Genomic DNA, 17,369 nt, shown 5'->3' with positions numbered 1-17,369 from the left:
GGGCAAGGATAGGGGCGTTACCGGACGAGGCGCGGGTCCCCTCTCCCGTTCGGGAGAGGGACAGGGTGAGGGATTAGAACGCGCCGGAGAGGTCACGCCCCTCACCCCGATCCTCTCCCCATGGGAGAGGGGGCCGCCCAGTGCTGCGCGCGATCCATCGAACGCCGGTCTCGCAAGAAGTGTGAAGCCGCAAGCCTGCACGGGAGAGGGAGCCTGTCGGCGTATCCGCGAACCGCGACGGAGCGCCTCAGCGCGTCGGCGGCTCGTTGTACATCGGCACGTTGGTGTTGCGCGGCAGGTAGGCGCGCACGATGCTGGGCGGGCCGTAGCCGGACAATCCCGGAGCGTACCCGCGCGCCGCGCGGTCGGCGCCATCCGGCGACGGGCGCCGGATGCGATGATGCGACGGCGCGGAGCGCGGCGCAGCGTCGTCCCCGAAGCCCGGCGCCCGGGCCGAGGCGGACGGCGCGATCAGGAGCATCGCGGCCGCGCTCGCGAGACCTGCGATGAGATTCGGCATCCGTGCGGGCATGGGCGGGTTCCAGCTGGGGGCGTGTGAGGGAGTCGCAGTTCGGGGCGAGCCCGTGGGGCTTGGAGATCACGGGATCGACGCGCCGCCGAACCCGCGTTTCCCCATCCTCCAAACCTCATCCCGCGGTGCCGGGACGAAGCGGACGCTTCGATGGCGTTCTCCGGCACGCCCTGCGGGTTCCGGACGGCTCCTTCGAAGCCCGCGTGCGCGGGTGCCTCGGGACGAGGCCGAGGATGGAGGGACCTGTTTCGAGCGATACCGCTTCGTTCGAACCGGCTCCCCGGGAAGCGTGCAGGTCAGAATTTGACCGCCGCGCCGCCGCGAACGGTGTTGATGGTGGCCTTGTGCCCGTCGAAGTCGTTGAAGAGCACGTACTGGTACTCGGCGCGCAGGAGGATGCTCGGCGTGATCGCGTATTCGAGGCCGCCGCCCAACGTTGCGCCGCCGACCACCTTGGTCTTCGATTGCGTAACGTAGGTGGTGTAGGGAACGCCCGTGGACGGATTGGTTTGGCTGAACGTCCCGGCCTTGTATCCGAAGTTGTCGACGTAGGCGGGATTTCCCGTCGTCAATGCTTGGTTGGCATTGTAGGTTGTGAGGTTGTAGCCGGAATCCTCGATGGCCACGCCGTCGGCGATGCGCGCCCGGCCGATCGCGAAACCGCCGGTGACGAAGGGCAGGAAGTTGTCGAAGGCGTAACCCGCTCGTGCGCGGATCGTCCCGAACTCGTTGATCTTGGTGGTCGAGGCACCTGCGAGGCCGACGGTCTCGACAAGCCCGGCGCTGTTCGTCCTGAACCGGCTGATGTCATCGTACGTCCTGCCACTCCGTCCGAAGCTGGTGTAGTCGGCCTCGATGCCGACCACGATGCCGTCGAACTGGACGTTGTAGCCGGCGAAGGCGCCGAAGCTCGCATCGCCGACCCGCTTCGACGTCGGGGAAATCAGTGTCGAGGCGTTGAAGTCCTGCTCAGCGGTCGAGTTATGCGTATGTTGGTAGATCAGCGGCTGAAAGGCATTCTTGAACCCGAGCGAGGCGGAGCTGTAGCCGCCATGTCCGCCCAGGTACACGCCGCTCCAGTCGATCGCGGCGACCGCCAACGGCGGATCGTAGTCCGGTCCGCGCAGGAAGTCGTAGTCGAGGTCGGCGGCCAGCGCAGAGGACGGGCCGGCGAGGCCCAGGGCGGCAAGCACAGCGAGGAGGCGGATACGCATCGAGATCGTCCTCAGGGCGGCAACGAGGCCGCTCAACGAAACCTGTTCTCACTGTGTAGATCGGTAACCTTAATACGGGGTTTCCTTTCAGACGATCATGCTGTTCCGATGCGGCGCCGCGTGCCGGAAACGCCGTCGTGGAAGGAATCCGGACGGTCGAAGCGGCGCGAAAACGCCGCGGCCGGCCCACCGCATGGCGAGCCGGCCGCGCACGCACGTTTGGGACGGGATCAGTTGCCGTAGGCGCTGCCGCCGACGCCGATGAGGTTCGGCAGAGTGCCGAAGCGATCGCCGAGATCGTAGCGCAGGCCGACGCGGAACTCGTTGGCGGCGATGTCCTTCAGCCGCGTGCCGGAGCTGTAGCTGTCGAGGCCGCTCTTGGCGGGGCCGAATTCGACGTAGCGGTAGGCGGCGTCCAGGCTGAAGCCGCCGCCCAGCGCGTAGGAGAGTCCGGCGCTGAGCGCCCAGGCCAGCGCGGCGACCGAGCGGTTCGGGCGCTTCACGGCGGTCCGCGCGCCGGCGCCGTCGATGCCGTCGCAGGCCTCGACCACGCAGGTGGTCTGGGTGTAGCCGTGCGAGACGCCCATGTCGGAGAATCCGACGCCGCCGCCGACGTAGGGGGTCAGCCCCCACCACGTGCCGAGGTCGGCGTAGACATTGACGAGCCCGGTCAGCGCCGAGACGTGCGCCGCCTCGATGTTGGAGCCGGTGGTGAAGTTCGAGCGGGAAGAGTAGGCCCGGTAGCGTCCGGGGCCGCGGTCGTCGACCGTCGCGTCGACGCGCAGCCAGTCGGTGACGTGGTAGCCGACGCCGCCGCCGTAGCCGGTGGCCTCGCTCAGGCGCAGGCCGACCAGCGGCGGCATTCCGGGGTCATTGGCATCGGCCCGCGTGTTGTCGGAGGGCCGACCGTAGACCGATTCGGTGAGGTCGGCCCTCAGGTACCAGCCGGACCCGACCGCGACGGGGGCCGCCTCGGGCGGCGGAGGCGGCAGCAGGTCGGCGGCGCGGACCTCGCCCGTGCCGAGAGCCTGCCCCAGACCGAGGATGAGGAGCGCCGCAGCGGCGCGGCGAGGTGTGAACGCGACCATGGCACCGTCCTGACGCAACATCGGGCGCACCGCGCGGGTACGCTGGAGGAAACCGTAAACCGTAAAGCTTGTGAACGGCTTAACCCTGCCTGTTCTCAGCAGGTGACCTCGGAACGAAGAGACGGCGCGGATGCGATCCGCGCCGTCCTCCGATCGTCGTTGATGATGCCGCGGATCAGTACTTGCGGACGATCGGGCCGGGGGCGGGCTGGTAGTCGGGCAGCAGCGGCGGCAGCGGGGCGGCGACGAGGCCGCCGAGCAGGTAGCGGACGCCGATCTTGATGTCGTGCGCCTCGATGTCCTTCACCTTCACGGCCGGGAGAGCCGTGCTGCAGCACAGCTCGCTCCCGGTGCCGGTCTTCACGCTGCCGAGGTTGAGGTAGCGGTAGGCGAGCTCGACCTTGAAGGCGTCGGTGACGTTGTAGGCGAGGCCGGCATGGAGCGCCCAGGCGAAGCTGGTGCCGGTGTTGGACTTGTAGAACTTGGAGTACGACTGCGATTGATAGACCGGGTTGCCGTGGGCGTCGTAGACCGGCTTGTAGGCGTAGCTCGGCTGGCAGTAGCAGTCGTCGCCTTCGCCGTAGCTCGGGTGGCCGTAATCGTAGGCGTAGCTCGGGCTGGTGAAGGTCGAGTTGGTGCCGTAGCCGGAGACGTGGTTGAAGGCCACGCCCGCGCCGCCGCCGATGAACGGCGTGACGCCGTACCACGTACCGAGGTCGAAGTAGGCGTTGGCGAGCACCACCGCCGAGTCGAAGTGCCCGGTCGACTTGTTGTTGCCGTAGGAACCCAGGCCGTCGTCGTAGTCGGGGCCGCGATAGTACTCGCTGCCGCGCAGGCCGGTGGAGTAGCGGTACTCGCCGGTGACGTCGCCGCGCAGGAACGGGGTGAACTGGTAGCCGACGCCGACGCCGGCGAAGCCCCCGCCGCCGAGGCCGTTGCCGTAGGAGCGGTTGGCGTCCGCGTAGCCGGTGTAGTCGTAGGTGCTGCTGTAGGTCGTCTTGTCGTAGATGCTGGCCCCGACGTCGCCGCGCAGGTACCAGCCGCCGCCGACCTCGATGGGCGGCGCGAACGGCGGCGGAGGCGGAGGCGGCAGCAGGTCGGCGGCTGCGGCGAGGGAGGGCGCGCCGACGCTCGCTGCGAGCGTCAGGGTGCGCGCCAAGGCGAAGAGCTTGGAGCGGGCCATAAGATATCCTTCACGCATTCGGGTGCCGGAAGCTTGATACGCCGGCTCTGATGACGCCTCGGAGAATGGCCGCAAGGTCTTAAATCAGACTTAACGTTAAGTCTTAGCATTACCCCACGCTTCCGGCGCAGGTGATGCTGCCCGTGCCCTGCGGCGGCCGGGACACAAACCCCGTCCGCAGGCGTTGAGCGGGCGACGCCTTCGATCGCGACGGGAGTTCCATGTCCAGCTTGTTCATCGCCCACGTGCGGACCGGTTCCGGGCCCCGCCCCCTCGTCACGGTCCGCGCGGCGTCCGAGGCCGAGGCGCGGCTGTTCCTGGAGGCGCGCTACCCCGACGACCTGATCGAGGCCGTCGCGCAGCCGGCCGATTGGGCCTCCGATGCCGATACCGGGAACGCCTCCGGCGACATCCGCGAGCATCCGGGCACCACGTGGCAGCCGCCGCTGGGCACGGCCTGAGCGCGTGCGGCCCGAGGACGTGCGGGCGCTGGCCCTGATGCTGCCCGATGCGGTCGAGGGCGCCCACAGCGGCAATCCGGATTTCCGCGTGGGCGGCCGCATCTTCGCGACGCTGTGGGTCGAGGAGGCGCGGACCGTGCTGCGGTTGCCGCCCGCGCAGCAGGCCGCGTGTGTCGCGGCCGAGCCCGACCTGTTCTCGCCCGTACCCGGCGCGTGGGGGCGACGCGGCTGGACTAGCCTCGACCTCGATCCTTGCGAGGAGGAAACGCTGCGGGCCGCCCTGCTCGCGGCTTGGCACGCGACGGCGCCGGCCGGTCTCGTGGCCGCCTACGATCCGGCGTGAGGCCGTGCAGGCGTGACCCGGCGGCCTCCCGCACCCTCAGCGGGAGAGGGTTGGGATGAAGGATGAGAACGCTCCGGAGAAGTCATGCCCCTCACCCTGTCCCTCTCCCATGGGAGAGGGGAGCCGAGCTTGGTCCTGATCCGATCCCCGAGCGGCCGCGTCCTCAGGCGGCGCGGGTCACGGCGTCCACCACCTCGTCGACCACGGCGTTGACGAGGCCGCGGTCGTCGCCCTCGGCCATCACGCGGATCACCGGCTCGGTGCCGGACGGACGGATCACGAGCCGCCCGCTGTTGCCCAGCCGCTCGCGGGCGTGCTCGATCGCGGTGACGACGGTCTGCTGGCGGAGCGGCTCCCCGGAGCGGTAGCGCACGTTCTTGAGGATCTGCGGCAGCGGATCGAAGCAGCGGCAGACCTCGCTCACCGGCCGCGCGCTCCGCTGGACTACGCTGAGCACCTGGAGCGCGGCGACCAGCCCGTCGCCGGTGGTGGCGTAGTCCGACATGATGATGTGGCCGGACTGCTCGCCTCCTAAGTTGTAGCCGTGCTCGCGCATGTGCTCCAGCACGTAGCGGTCGCCGACCGCGGTGCGGGCAAGCGACAGGCCGAGGCCGCTCAAGAAACGCTCCAGGCCGAGGTTCGACATGATGGTGGCGACCACGCCGGCTTTCGTGAGGCGGTCGTCCTCCTGCCACGAGCGGGCGACGACGGCCATGAGCTGGTCGCCGTCGACCACCTGCCCCTTCTCGTCGACGATCAGCACCCGGTCGGCGTCGCCGTCCAGCGCGATGCCGATGTCGGCGCGCAGCTCCCGCACCTTGGCGACGAGCGCGCTCGGGGCGGTGGAGCCGACATCGCGGTTGATGTTGAAGCCGTCCGGCTCGACGCCGATGGCGATCACCTCGGCGCCGAGTTCCCACAGGGTCTCGGGGGCGACGCGGTAGGCCGCGCCGTTGGCGCAATCGACCACGACGCGCAATCCGTCGAGGGTGACGTTGCGCGGCAATGTCCGCTTGGCGAACTCGATGTAGCGGGCGTGCACGCTCTCGATGCGCTTGGCCCGGCCGAGCGCCACAGAGCCCGACAGCCGCGTGTGCAGCTCGCCGTCGATCAGCGCCTCGATCGCGTGCTCGATCGCGTCGCTGAGCTTGAACCCGTCGGGCCCGAACAGCTTGATGCCGTTGTCCTCGTAGGGGTTGTGCGAGGCCGAGATCATCACGCCGATATCGGCGCGCATGGAGCGGGTGAGCATCGCCACCGCCGGCGTCGGCATCGGCCCGAGCTGGAGCACGTCCATGCCCACGGACGTGAAGCCGGCGATCAGCGCGGTCTCGATCATGTAGCCGGACAGCCGCGTGTCCTTGCCGATGACGACGCGGTGGCGGTGGTCGCCGCGCTGGAACACGAGGCCTGCCGCCTGACCGACCTTGAGGGCCAGTTCCGGCGTGATCACGCCGTTGGCGCGACCGCGGATGCCGTCGGTCCCGAAATACTTGCGCACGCCTGTCTCCGTCCGATCGGAAGTGCGACCCTGACGCCAGCCTAGCATCATTCGTCCCGGCCAGGCCGTTCCGTTCGCGTCACGGTGAATCGCAAGAGCTTGGACTCCGTAGGGGCCGTGACAACGAAAAAGGGCGCCGCGAGGGCGCCCTTTCCATGTAAGACTGCTGAGGCAATCAGCCCTGCGGCTGCGGCTCCAGGCCGCCGTCGCTCTCCTTCGGCCGGCCGCGGCCGGCCGACGGCACCGAGGAGCCGCGGACGGGCGCCGGGGGCACGTCACCGCCGTCGCGGACGGGGGGCCGTCCTTTCAGCAGGTTCTTGATCTCGTCGCCCGAGAGGGTCTCGTACTCCAGCAGCCCCTGCGCCAGGGCTTCGAGGTCGTCCTTCCTGTCGGCGAGGATGCGACGGGCCTCCTCCAGCCCGGTCTCGACGAGGCGGCGAACCTCGGCATCGATCTTCTGCGCAGTCGATTCGGACACCGTCTGCTGACGCCCCATCGACATGCCGAGGAAGACCTCGTCGTTGTTCTCGCCGTAGGCCACGGTGCCGAGTTCGGGCGAGAAGCCCCAGCGTGTGACCATCATCTTGGCGAGCCGGGTCGCCTGCTCGATGTCGGACTGCGCGCCCGAGGTCACTTTGTCCTGCCCGAAGGTCATCTCCTCGGCGATGCGCCCGCCCATCATGATGGCCAGCCGCGAGGTCATCTGCTCGTAGGACATCGACAGCTTGTCGCGCTCGGGGAGCTGCATGACCATGCCGAGCGCCCGGCCGCGGGGGATGATCGTGGCCTTGTGGACGGGATCGGTTGCCGGCACGTTGAAGGCGACGATGGCGTGGCCGCCCTCGTGGTAGGCGGTGAGCCGCTTCTCGTCCTCGGTCATGACGAGGGTGCGCCGCTCGGCACCCATCATCACCTTGTCCTTGGCGTCCTCGAACTCGTGCATCGTGACGATGCGCTTTCCACGACGCGCAGCTAAGAGAGCCGACTCGTTCACCAAGTTCATCAGGTCGGCGCCCGAGAAGCCGGGCGTGCCGCGGGCGATGACCTTGAGGTCGACGTCCGGCGCCAGCGGCACCTTGCGGACGTGGACGCGCAGGATGCGCTCACGGCCGGTCACGTCCGGGTTCGGCACCATGATCTGACGGTCGAAGCGGCCGGGCCGCAGCAGCGCCGGATCGAGCACGTCGGGGCGGTTGGTCGCCGCGATGATGATGACGCCCTCGTTGGCCTCGAAGCCGTCCATCTCGACGAGGAGCTGGTTCAAGGTCTGCTCGCGCTCGTCGTTGCCGCCGCCGAGCCCCGCGCCGCGGTGACGGCCGACGGCGTCGATCTCGTCGATGAAGATGATGCAGGGCGCGTTCTTCTTGGCCTGCTCGAACATGTCGCGGACGCGGCTCGCGCCGACGCCGACGAACATCTCGACGAAGTCCGAGCCGGAGATGGTGAAGAACGGCACGTTGGCCTCGCCCGCGACCGCCCGGGCGATCAGGGTCTTGCCCGTGCCGGGGGGGCCGACGAGGAGCACGCCGCGCGGGATGCGCCCGCCGAGCCGCTGGAACTTCTGCGGATCGCGCAGGAACTCGACGATCTCCTGAAGGTCTTCCTTGGCCTCTTCCACACCCGCCACGTCGTCGAAGCTGACGCGCCCATGCGCCTCATTCAGGAGCTTGGCCTTGGATTTCCCAAAACCCATGGCGCGGCCCGCGCCCGACTGCATCTGGCGCGACAGGAACACCCAGGCGCCGATGAAGACCAGGATCGGGAGCCAGCTCACCAGGAGCTGGATGAACCAGGGGGTGTTGTCCGAGGGCGGACGCGCAGTGATCTGCACGCCCTTGCCGGAGAGCTTCGAGACGAGGCCGGGATCGTTCGGCGCGTAGGAAGTGAAGCTGCCGCCGCCGACGTAGGAGCCGGACACGTCCTGACCCGAGATCACCACCGACTGGATCTTGCCCGAATCGGCATCGTTGAGGAGCTGGCTGTAGGCGATCTCGCTCCCGCCGCCGCGATGACCCGGGTTCTGGAACAGGGTCACCAGCGCCAGGACGAGGAGGAAGATGACGACCCACAAGGCGAAATTTCGGAAATTCGGGTTCATCGATCAATCCCTGGAGCGTGCGGATCGCGTGCCGCTTGCTGCGGGTCCGTCCGCACGCTCCGGGTCAATGTAGGCAGAGGGCTCCCCCTTGCCAAGTAAGTCGAGCGGCCCTGCGGCAAGGCCAGCCGGCCGCCGCGGCGGCGCGGCTTGAATCGTCACCCGGCCGGCCGAATCGGCGGTCACGACCAGTCCGCGCAGCGTGCGCCGGACCGGCCGGCCGGCGCGGAGCGCCGGGAGCAGATCATCGAGGACCAGCCGCTCCAGCCGCCCCAGCCTCCGCGGCAGCGCGCCGCCGGCCTGGTCGAGGGCGCGGTCGAGGACGCGCAGCGCCACCGCATCGGGGAGTGCGGCGATCATGGGGCCGTGGAGGTGGCGGATTTCGGCTGCCGCCAACGATCCCATGGCACCCCCTCCCCCCCCTGCGGGGGAGGCTGGCCCTCGCGTCAGCGAGGGTCGGGAGAGGGGTGCGCCGGTTCCGGCATCGTCGCACCCCTCTCCCGACTTAGCTCGCGGGCCACTCTCCCCCGCAGAGGGGGAAGGCAGACGCGCGGTCTCACCGTCTGCCCCCGCAATTCGGCGCATCGCTGCGTCGAGCGCAAGGTCGGCCGCATCCGCCAGCGCAGCATCGTCCCGAGCGGCGCGCGCGGCGAGCGTCACGAGCCGGTCGGTGGTGAGACCCTCGCCCGCCAGGAGCGGCAGCAGCCGGCGCAACCGGACGCGGCCGTAGCGGTCGTCGGCATTCGACGGGTCGCGGACGAAGTCGAGGTTTCTGGCCTCGCACCACGCGACGAGATCGGCCTTGGGAAGCGCGAGGAACGGGCGGCCGAGGACGATTCCCTCGGCGAGCGGGCGCTCGGGCCGCATGCCGGCGAGCCCTGCGGGGCCGCTGCCGGCGATCAGGCGCATCAGCACCGTCTCGGCCTGATCGTCGCGTGTGTGGCCGGTGAGCACGATCTTGGCGCCGACGGAGACCGCGTGCGCGGCGAGCAGGCGATAGCGGGCGGCCCGGGCCTCGGCCTGGATCGCGCTCTTCGCAGGCACTCCCTCCCAGCGGAGGGTGACGTGCGGGAGCCCGAGCGCGTCCGCGGCACGGCCGACCTGACGCGCCTCGTCGGCGGCCTCGAGGCGCAGGCCGTGATCGACCGTCGCCACGAAGAGCGATCGGGGCCGCAATGAGGCGGCGGCGTGCATCAGGGCGGTGGAATCGGGGCCGCCGGAGACGGCGAGCAGCACGGCCGCGCCGGGCCGGAGCCAGGGTTCGAGCGCGCGGCGGATTCGTGCGTCGGGATCGCCGCGCGAAGCGCTCAAGCGGCGCAGCGCGCGCGCTTCTGCTCGCGCACGACGCCCTGGCGCACGCTGGCGCCGGCGGCCGGAAACTTGCGCTCCAGTTCGGCCAGGGTCGCGCAGGCCTGCTCGCGGGCGCCGAGTGCGCTCAGCGCAGCGCCGAGCTTCAGCATCGCCTCGGGCGCCTGGGGCGAGCGGGCGTAGTCGGTCGAGACCTTCAGGAACTGCTCGGCCGCCTCGCGGTTGCGGTTGCGCTGGAGATAGCTCTCGCCGAGCCAGTAGGTCGCGGCGGGGACGTGGCCGTCGCGGGGATGGGACTGGATGAACTGGCGGAAGGCCATCTCGGCCTGCTCGTAGCGCTTGGCGCGGAGGTTGTCGTAGGCCGCCGCGTAATCGGCGCCGGCGTCGCCCGTGCCGGTGGCGGCAACGCTGGCCGCCGGCCGGGCCGGCAGCGGCAGCGCGCCGGTGGTGCCGACGCGCGCGGGCGGCGCGAGGTCGACGGGCTCGTCGTAGCCCGGAGCGGCCTGCATCTCCCCGTCGTCGCCCTCGTCGATCGCGGGCTGCGGCAGGCGCCGGGCCTGCACCGGCGCGGCCTGGACGGGCGCCACCGGCGCGGAGGGCTGGGTCGCGCCGAGCTGCATCGGCGCGCCGGGACGGCCCGGGTTCTGGTCGGGATCGAAGGCGTCGCCGCGCTTCTGCGGCCGGCCGGCCCCGGGGTTGCCTCCTCCGGGATTGCCGCCGTTGACGGCGCCCGCGGGCGCAGGCGCCGCCCTGCCGCCCTTCCCTTCACTCTTGCCCTCGCCCAGGCGGAACTCGACGTCCTCCTGGAACTTGCGCAGCTGCTCCTTGAGCTGCCGGTTTTCGTACTGCAAAGTCTCGATCTGCCCGGCCATCATCCGGGACTGGTTCTCGATCCGGTTGAGGCGCACCACGAAGTCCGACGCGTCCTGGGCCGCGGCCGGCGCGGCGGCGGCGAGGACGAGGCAGGTCGCGAGGAGCAGGCGGCGGAGCATGGCGGCACCGGTCGTGTCGGGGAAGCGCGCCAGCAGCAGTGCGCCCCAGCGCGGCGAAGTTAAGGCGCTCAGGTTCCGGCGCCGCGGTCGAGCACCGTCACCGCGCGGCGGTTCTGCGACCAGCACGAGATGTCGTTGCAGACCGCGACCGGCCGCTCCTTGCCGTAGGAGACGGTGCGCATCCGCCCGGTCGCGATGCCGCGGGAGGCGAGGTAGTCGTTGACCGCCTGGGCGCGCCGGGCGCCGAGGGAGTAGTTGTACTCGCGGGTGCCGCGCTCGTCGGCGTGGCCCTCGATGAGGAAGCTGTAGCGCGGGTAGCGCTGGAGCCACGCCGCCTGCTTGTCGAGGGTGCCGGTCGCGGTGGGCGTCAGGTCCGTGGCGTCGGATTCGAAGAACACCCGGTCGCCGACGTTGACCACGAAGTCCTGCGCGCTGCCGGGGGTCGCGGCGCCCGCGCCGAAGGCGGAGGCGTCCGCGAGGTCCTTGTCGCTGCTGCAGGCGGAGACGGCCAGCGCCGCGCAGAGGGCGAGGCCGAGGGACGCGGCGCGCAGGCGCGCTGATCTGGGCATGGGTCTGTAACTCCACGGGCGGGCTTCGGCGCCGGCCGCCACCGTTCGAGGCATGTCCGCGCGAAAACCCTACTGTAGGCCGGCGAGGTTAAGCGAAGGTTCCATCAACCCTGACGCGGGATACCGGCCGACCGCCGATGCCGCCGCGCGGATCGACGATCATCCGGCGACCGTCGTCAGGCGCCCGGAATGCGGCGGTGCTGCGGCCCACCCGGCGCCCCGCCCGATTCCGGCGACCGCCGTTGCGGCAGAGCAACACGCTCGTTCGGCGTCAGGCCGGCTCGGCCAGCATCCCGTCGATCGTCTCCCGCGCAACCCGGGCCGCCTGCCCGGCGAGATCCAGGGCCGGCGAGAGGTCGACGCCGTCGCGGCAGGCCCGGCCGAGCTCGGCGCAGGCCCGGGACAGGTCGAGGAAGCCGAGCATTCCGCTGGCCGAGACCAGGACGTGCGCATCGCGCTCGAGGGTCTCGCGCTCGGCGGGCGAGGCCACGAACCGGGCGGCGATCTCCGCGCGCAGCAGCCCGAGCAGGTCGCGCAGCCGTGCCCGCCCGAAGCATGCTTCGAGATCCGCGACGATGCCGGGATCGTAGGCGGGGGCGGACGACGATCGCTCCACTGAGCGATCGGGAGCGGGCTGAGACGGCGGCATCGTCGCCTGCGCTTCAATGAATCTTAAGTCCGATATCCTTCACTGCTCCGGACGACAACCGGATCATTGCGATGCACCCCGCCCAGAGCGTGCTCATTGTCGAGGACAGCTACCTGCTCCTCGAAATCATCGCGACATTGTGCGCGACGCAGGGCATCCGCGTGATCGAGGCGTCGAGCGGGGAGGCGGCCCTGACGATCCTGCGCGATCAGGGATCGGCGGTCGACTGGCTGTTCACCGACATCAACCTTCCGGGCCTGATCGACGGGTGGAGCGTCGCCGAGGCGTTCCGCGCGCAGCATCCCGACCGGCCGGTGGTCTACACCTCGACGGGCTCCGGGAGGCATCCCCGCGCCGTCGGCGGCAGCCTCTACCTGCGCAAGCCTTTCCAGATCCGCGACGTCAACCAGCTCGTGCGGATGATGGTGCAGGGACTCGCCGACGGGCAGCTCCGCGCGGCCGGCTGAAGCGCCGCGTCCGGGGCCGCGCGCTGCGGGCGGAACCTCAGGCGTTCCGCGCCTCGCGGAACACGTCGGCGATCCCCGGCGCGTCGATCCAGGCCTCGACCCGGGCGCAGGCGAGATCCGCCGGATCGGCGGCGTCGTAGATCGCGAAGCTCGCCGCGAGGAAGCCGGGCAGGTCGTAGAGGGTCGGGAACGCCTCGCCCCGGGGCTTGGTCTTGAACAGGTACGAGCCGGTCAGGCCGTAGGTCTCGGCGATGGGCGGGTAGACCGGCCAGACCACGTCGCGGGCGAGTTCGTCGCCGAGGTAGTCCTCGATCTCGACGGGCTCGGGCGAGAAGCCGCTCCCGGTCAGGAGCCGTCTGGCGAGGTCGCCGACCACGAAGGCCTTCGGGTGGTTGATCACGTGCATGAACGCGCCGCGCCGCGCCCAGCGGCTCATCTCGCGCTCGAGCCCGAAGCCGATCGCCGCCGCGCCGCCGAGCAGCTCGCGCACGGCCGGCTCCCAGTGGTCGAGGTAGCCGAGGCGGCGGAAGACATCCTCGCGGAACAGGGGTTCGGCCTGCCGCGCGGTCAGGCCGACGCGGTGCGCGCACAGCGCGATCGCCGAGTGGTACTGGCCGAGCGGTGAGCGCGCGAGCTTGAGGGCGGAGAGGTCCTCGACGCGGCCGGCATAGACCATGTCCGGATGGAAGGCCGAGAACACGATCGTCGGGAACAGCACCGTGCGCGGTTCGCGGGCCAGGAGGGTGGTGATGTCGCCGCCGGGGATGAGACCGCCGGGGAAGGATTGCGAGAAGACGTGGTCGTCGCCCGCGAGCGTGCCCAGCAGTCCGTCGATGTGCCCGTGGTCGCGCTTGAGCGAGCCCATCGGCACGAAGCGGACCGGGCTGTTCGGCGCGAGCAGCCGCATCGCCTGCGCCACGCCCCGCGCCTGGCAGTTGCCGAGCACGGCGATCCGCGGCCCCGTGCGCGCGCCATCCTCCGAGCCTCGCATGCGCCACGGTGTTGCCCAGGATGGCGCCGACAAGGCGAGTGCGTCGCGCGCGCGCCGGGACAGGTCGGTGAGGGCCACGATGCGCGCCGGGTCTCGCTGAACGGGGGACTTCGGGGCGCCGGCCGCGAACCGTCCCGAGGAGCGCCGCGTCATGGGTCGGAGGATGGATCGGGAATGGCGGTAAATCCCTATAGCGGTCTACCGGCCGAGCGTTTCTGGCGCAAGGTCGTGACCAACGTGGCCCCCTTCGCCGTCGACCCGCGGCCGAAGGCGACCTTCGCGATCACCCGCACCGACCGGGTCGCCACCGGCGGCTCGTGCTTCGCCCAGCGCGTCGCCGAGGCCCTCCGGGCGGCGGGCTTCAACTACTACGTGACGGAGGGAGCGCCCGCCGGCACGCCGCCGGCGGAGGCCGAGGCGCGCCAGTTCGGCACCTTCTCGGCGCGCTACGGCAACCTGTACTACACCCGCCAGTTCGTGCAGCTCTTCGACCGGGCCTACGGCCGGTTCGCGCCGGAGCTGACGGCGTGGCCGCGCGAGGACGGCCGCTTCGTCGACCCGTTCCGTCCCACCGTCGAGCCGGCGGGGTTTGCGAGCGAGGCCGAGGTGGTCGCCGCCCGCGACGAACACTTGGCCGGGGTGCGCCGCCTGTTCGAGACGCTGGACGTGTTCGTGCTGACGCTGGGGCTCACCGAGGGCTGGCGCTGGCGCGCCGACGGCGCGGCGCTGCCGCTCGCGCCGGGGGTCGCCGGCGGCACCTTCGATCCGGTGCTCTACGAATGCGTCAACGCCGGCGCGGCGGAGGTCCTGGGAGACCTCACCGGCTTCCTCGAACGGCTCTGGAGCGTGAACCCGGCGGCGCGCATCATCCTCACGGTGTCGCCGGTGCCGATGATCGCCACCTACATGGACCGGCACGTGATGGAGTCGAACAGCTACTCGAAGTCGGTGCTGCGGGTCGCGGCGGGGGAGGCCTGCGCCTCGGGCGACCCGCGGGCGGTGTACTTCCCCGCCTACGACATCGTCACCAGCAACGTGAACGCGGGCCGCTACTACAACGACGACCAGCGCACCATCAACGACGCGGGGGTGCGCCACGTGATGCGCTCGTTCCTGGCCACCTTCGCGGCCGACCGGACCGCGCCCGCCCCGGCGCAGGCCGGGTACGACGTCGCTGCCGAGTACGAGGGCACCGCGGGGGTGATCTGCGACGAGGAGCAGATCGAGCGCAGCGTGGCGTGAGGACGGATCGCCTTTATTCGACGCGCGCGCCCTTGTCCCCGCGTGCGGGGAGAGGCCCGCATGCACCCCGTCGTGCAGGCGGGAAGCGCAGGTGAAGCCGAGGCGACGGTGGGGGAGCGGATGAGCCGCCCCTCACCCTCGGCTGCCGCCTCGCTTTGCCGACGACGCAGTCGGCAAAGCCCTCTCTCCGCAGGCGGGGTGAGGGGATGCGCGGCCGCCATCGAGCCGGAATGAAAGGCGTGCATGGGCAAGCCCGCACGGGAGGGAGGACCCCGCACGGCCATCGTGGGTCTCGCAAGCCCTGGCCTCTCAATCCTGCGCGTGCTCGGCGATGTAGCGGTCGAGCGCGCTCGCGGCGTTGAGCATGTGCGCCCGCATGCGCCGGGCCGCCTGCTCCCCGTCGCCCTCGGCGATGGCGGCCAGGATCTCGCCGTGCTCGATCCGCGAGCGGCCTATGCGATCCCCCTGCCGGAGCTGCGTGCGGCGGAAGGCCGAGAGCCGGGCGCGGATGGCAAGCGCCTGCTCGGCCATGAAGCCGTTGTGGGTGCCCGCGTACAGGCCCTCGTGGAAGCTCCGGTTCAGCCCGTCGTAGGCGTCGAAGTCGCCGGTCTCGACCGCCGCGCCCGAGCGCGCGTGCAGGTCCATCAGGGCGCTGAGTTCGAGTGGGCGCATCCGGTAGGTGGCGAGCCGGACGCACAAGGCCTCGATCTCGGCGGTGGCCTCGAACATGTCCATGATCCGTTCAGGCGTCATCCGCGCGACGACGACGCCCCGGCGCGGGCGCTGCTCGACGAGCCCGTTGAAGGCGAGCTGGCGCAGCGCCTCGCGGACGGGGGTGCGCGAGGCGCCGAAGCGGGCGGCCAAGTCCTGCTCGTCGAGGGCGTGGCCGGCGGGAAGCGAGCCCGCGGCGATGTCGTCGGTCAGCGCGTCGCGGATGCGATCCGAGATCAGCCCGCGCCCGTCGGCGGTGTCGCGCATCGTCCCCCTCGGTCCCGCTCGCTTCGATCGTCGTCGACGCGTATGCCGAATGGCCCTGCGTCTGCATACCGTGAAATGCTGAAACGCGCTATCCGAACACCGGACGGCGGATTACGATGCCGCCCGGATACGAGACCATCCCTCGGCAAGGACCCGCATGACCGACTGGCGCAGCGAGAGGACGGCGCGCGACGCCCGGATCGAGGCCGGCCGCGCCTACGGTGCGGGAAAGGTCGTGCCGGCCGCCGACGTGGTCGCGCTGCTGGAAGCCGTGCTGCGTCCGGGCGACCGGGTCTGCCTCGAGGGCGACAACCAGAAGCAGGCCGATTGCCTCGCCCGGGGACTGAGCGCCTGCGATCCGGGGACGATCCACGACCTGCACATGGTCCAGTCCGGCATCGTGCTGCCCGAGCACCTGGACGTGTTCGAGACCGGCATCGCCAAGCGCCTGGACTACTCGTATTCCGGCCCGCAGGGGGCACGCATCGCCAAGATGCTCTACGGCGGGCAGATCGAGCTCGGCGCGGTGCACACCTATCTCGAACTGTTCGCGCGCTACTTCATCGATCTCACGCCGAACGTGGCGCTGATCGCGGGCGTCAGCGCCGACCGCGACGGCAACCTCTACACCGGGCCGAACACCGAGGACACGCCGACGGTGGTCGAGGCCACCGCCTTCAAGAACGGCGTCGTCATCGCCCAGGTGAACGCGATCGTCGACCGCGTCCCGCGGGTCGACATCCCCGGCGACCGGATCGACTTCGTGGTCGAGGCCGACGCGCCGTTCTACGTCGAGCCGCTGTTCACCCGCGACCCGGCCGCCGTGACCGAGACGCAGGTTTTAATGGCGATGATGGCCATCAAGGGCATCTACGCCGAATACGGCATCCGGCGCCTCAACCACGGCATCGGCTTCGGCACCGCGGCGATCGAATTGCTGCTCCCCACCTACGGCGAGCGCCTCGGGCTCAAGGGGAGGATCGCGACGCACTGGGCGCTCAACCCGCACCCGACCCTGATCCCGGCGATCGAGGCGGGCTGGGTCCGCCAAGTCCACTGCTTCGGCTCGGAGGTGGGCATGGACCGCTACATCCGCGCGCGGCCGGACGTGTTCTTCACCGGCTCGGACGGCAGCCTGCGTTCCAACCGGGCCTTCTGCCAGACCGCGGGCCTCTACGCCTGCGACCTGTTCATCGGCTCGACGCTTCAGATCGACCTCCAGGGCCACTCCTCCACGGTGACGCAGAACCGCGTGGCGGGCTTCGGCGGCGCGCCCAACATGGGCTCGGACCCGCACGGGCGGCGCCACCCCTCCGAGACCTGGATGAAGGCGGGGCGCGAGGCGCAAGAGGGCGGCGACCCGGCGCTGATGCGCGGGCGCAAGCTCGTGGTGCAGCTCGTCGAGACCTTCGGCGACGGGCTGGTGCCGGCCTTCGTCGAGCGCCTCGACGCCCTGGAACTCGCCCGGACAATCGGGTTGGAACTGGCACCGGTGATGATCTACGCCGACGATGTGACGCACATCGTCACCGAGGAGGGCATCGCCAACCTGCTCCTGTGCAGGACGGCGGACGAGCGCGAGCAGGCGATCCGCGGGGTCGCCGGCTACACCGAGGTCGGGCGCGGACGCGACCGGGCGAAGGTCGAGGCGCTGCGGGCGCGCGGCATCGTCCGCCGGCCGGAGGATCTCGGCATTGAGCCGCTCGACGCCGACCGCAGCTTACTCGCGGCGCGATCGATCAAGGATCTCGTGCAC

Annotated in this window: 16 protein-coding genes and 1 pseudogene; 5 read left to right on the top strand and 12 right to left on the bottom strand. The window is 70.6% G+C overall.

What is annotated here, in order from left to right; translation table 11 throughout:
• Positions 1-247: 247 nt before the first annotated feature.
• From ACFE8Y_RS01990 to ACFE8Y_RS01975, 4 genes are all read right to left on the bottom strand, one after another.
• Positions 248-532, bottom strand: a complete 285-nt coding sequence (locus ACFE8Y_RS01990; protein WP_375462709.1) for a hypothetical protein — start codon at positions 530-532, stop codon at positions 248-250.
• Positions 533-828: 296 nt separating this feature from the next.
• Complete coding sequence (locus tag ACFE8Y_RS01985; RefSeq protein ID WP_375462708.1) at positions 829-1,746, bottom strand: outer membrane protein; 918 nt, start codon at positions 1,744-1,746, stop codon at positions 829-831.
• Between the two features lie 230 nt (positions 1,747-1,976).
• Positions 1,977-2,834, bottom strand: coding sequence for an outer membrane protein (locus tag ACFE8Y_RS01980; protein WP_375462707.1), 858 nt, complete (start codon positions 2,832-2,834; stop codon positions 1,977-1,979).
• 175 nt (positions 2,835-3,009) lie between these two features.
• A complete protein-coding gene (locus ACFE8Y_RS01975; protein ID WP_375462706.1) occupies positions 3,010-4,017 on the bottom strand; it encodes an outer membrane protein in 1,008 nt (335 codons plus the stop codon).
• 221 nt (positions 4,018-4,238) lie between these two features.
• On the opposite strand from ACFE8Y_RS01975, the gene ACFE8Y_RS01970 reads away from it, so the two are divergent.
• Positions 4,239-4,478: a hypothetical protein gene (locus ACFE8Y_RS01970; protein WP_375462705.1), complete on the top strand. Its 240-nt coding sequence runs from the start codon at positions 4,239-4,241 to the stop codon at positions 4,476-4,478.
• Between the two features lie 4 nt (positions 4,479-4,482).
• Complete coding sequence (locus tag ACFE8Y_RS01965; protein ID WP_375462704.1) at positions 4,483-4,821, top strand: MmcQ/YjbR family DNA-binding protein; 339 nt, start codon at positions 4,483-4,485, stop codon at positions 4,819-4,821.
• 163 nt (positions 4,822-4,984) lie between these two features.
• Here ACFE8Y_RS01965 and glmM read toward each other — a convergent pair whose 3' ends face one another.
• The 6 genes and pseudogenes from glmM to ACFE8Y_RS01935 form a co-directional block, all read right to left on the bottom strand.
• On the bottom strand, positions 4,985-6,322 hold the full coding sequence (glmM, locus tag ACFE8Y_RS01960) for a phosphoglucosamine mutase (protein ID WP_375462703.1): 1,338 nt from the start codon (positions 6,320-6,322) through the stop codon (positions 4,985-4,987).
• Between the two features lie 175 nt (positions 6,323-6,497).
• Positions 6,498-8,420 (bottom strand): ATP-dependent zinc metalloprotease FtsH, encoded by a 1,923-nt coding sequence (gene ftsH, locus ACFE8Y_RS01955; protein WP_375462702.1) that lies wholly within the window; start codon positions 8,418-8,420, stop codon positions 6,498-6,500.
• Positions 8,421-8,549: 129 nt separating this feature from the next.
• Positions 8,550-9,728, bottom strand: a pseudogene (gene tilS, locus ACFE8Y_RS01950) (tRNA lysidine(34) synthetase TilS); the annotation flags it as partial.
• Positions 9,725-10,717: a tol-pal system protein YbgF gene (gene ybgF / locus ACFE8Y_RS01945; protein ID WP_375462701.1), complete on the bottom strand. Its 993-nt coding sequence runs from the start codon at positions 10,715-10,717 to the stop codon at positions 9,725-9,727. The gene ybgF and the pseudogene tilS, both read right to left, overlap by 4 nt.
• A 68-nt stretch (positions 10,718-10,785) precedes the next feature.
• Positions 10,786-11,286 carry a peptidoglycan-associated lipoprotein Pal gene (gene pal / locus ACFE8Y_RS01940; RefSeq protein WP_375462700.1) on the bottom strand — a complete coding sequence of 167 codons (501 nt, stop codon included), beginning with the start codon at positions 11,284-11,286 and terminating at the stop codon, positions 10,786-10,788.
• A 271-nt stretch (positions 11,287-11,557) separates the two neighbouring features.
• Complete coding sequence (locus ACFE8Y_RS01935) at positions 11,558-11,902, bottom strand: Hpt domain-containing protein (RefSeq protein WP_375462699.1); 345 nt, start codon at positions 11,900-11,902, stop codon at positions 11,558-11,560.
• Between the two features lie 104 nt (positions 11,903-12,006).
• Between ACFE8Y_RS01935 and ACFE8Y_RS01930 the strand changes: the two genes are divergently transcribed.
• The gene (locus tag ACFE8Y_RS01930; RefSeq protein ID WP_375462698.1) at positions 12,007-12,402 is read left to right on the top strand and encodes a response regulator; all 396 of its coding nucleotides are present in this window, start codon (positions 12,007-12,009) and stop codon (positions 12,400-12,402) included.
• A 37-nt stretch (positions 12,403-12,439) separates the two neighbouring features.
• On the opposite strand, the gene ACFE8Y_RS01925 is transcribed toward ACFE8Y_RS01930, so the two are convergent.
• Complete coding sequence (locus tag ACFE8Y_RS01925) at positions 12,440-13,393, bottom strand: WcbI family polysaccharide biosynthesis putative acetyltransferase (protein ID WP_375462697.1); 954 nt, start codon at positions 13,391-13,393, stop codon at positions 12,440-12,442.
• A gap of 174 nt (positions 13,394-13,567) precedes the next feature.
• Here ACFE8Y_RS01925 and ACFE8Y_RS01920 point away from each other — a divergent pair, with 174 nt between their 5' ends.
• Entirely contained in the window at positions 13,568-14,635 is a 1,068-nt protein-coding gene (locus ACFE8Y_RS01920) for a GSCFA domain-containing protein (RefSeq protein ID WP_375462696.1), read from the top strand.
• A gap of 309 nt (positions 14,636-14,944) precedes the next feature.
• On the opposite strand, the gene ACFE8Y_RS01915 is transcribed toward ACFE8Y_RS01920, so the two are convergent.
• Entirely contained in the window at positions 14,945-15,613 is a 669-nt protein-coding gene (locus tag ACFE8Y_RS01915) for a GntR family transcriptional regulator (RefSeq protein WP_375462695.1), read from the bottom strand.
• 157 nt (positions 15,614-15,770) lie between these two features.
• On the opposite strand from ACFE8Y_RS01915, the gene mdcA reads away from it, so the two are divergent.
• On the top strand, positions 15,771-17,369 hold a 1,599-nt coding region (mdcA, locus tag ACFE8Y_RS01910), incomplete at its 3' end, for a malonate decarboxylase subunit alpha (protein ID WP_375462694.1).

This window comes from uncultured Methylobacterium sp., assembly GCF_964242245.1.
In the GTDB taxonomy this organism is placed as follows: Bacteria; Pseudomonadota; Alphaproteobacteria; order Rhizobiales; family Beijerinckiaceae; genus Methylobacterium.
Note: the sequence above shows the minus strand (reverse complement) of the source record. Positions and strands in the feature narration are given on the sequence as shown.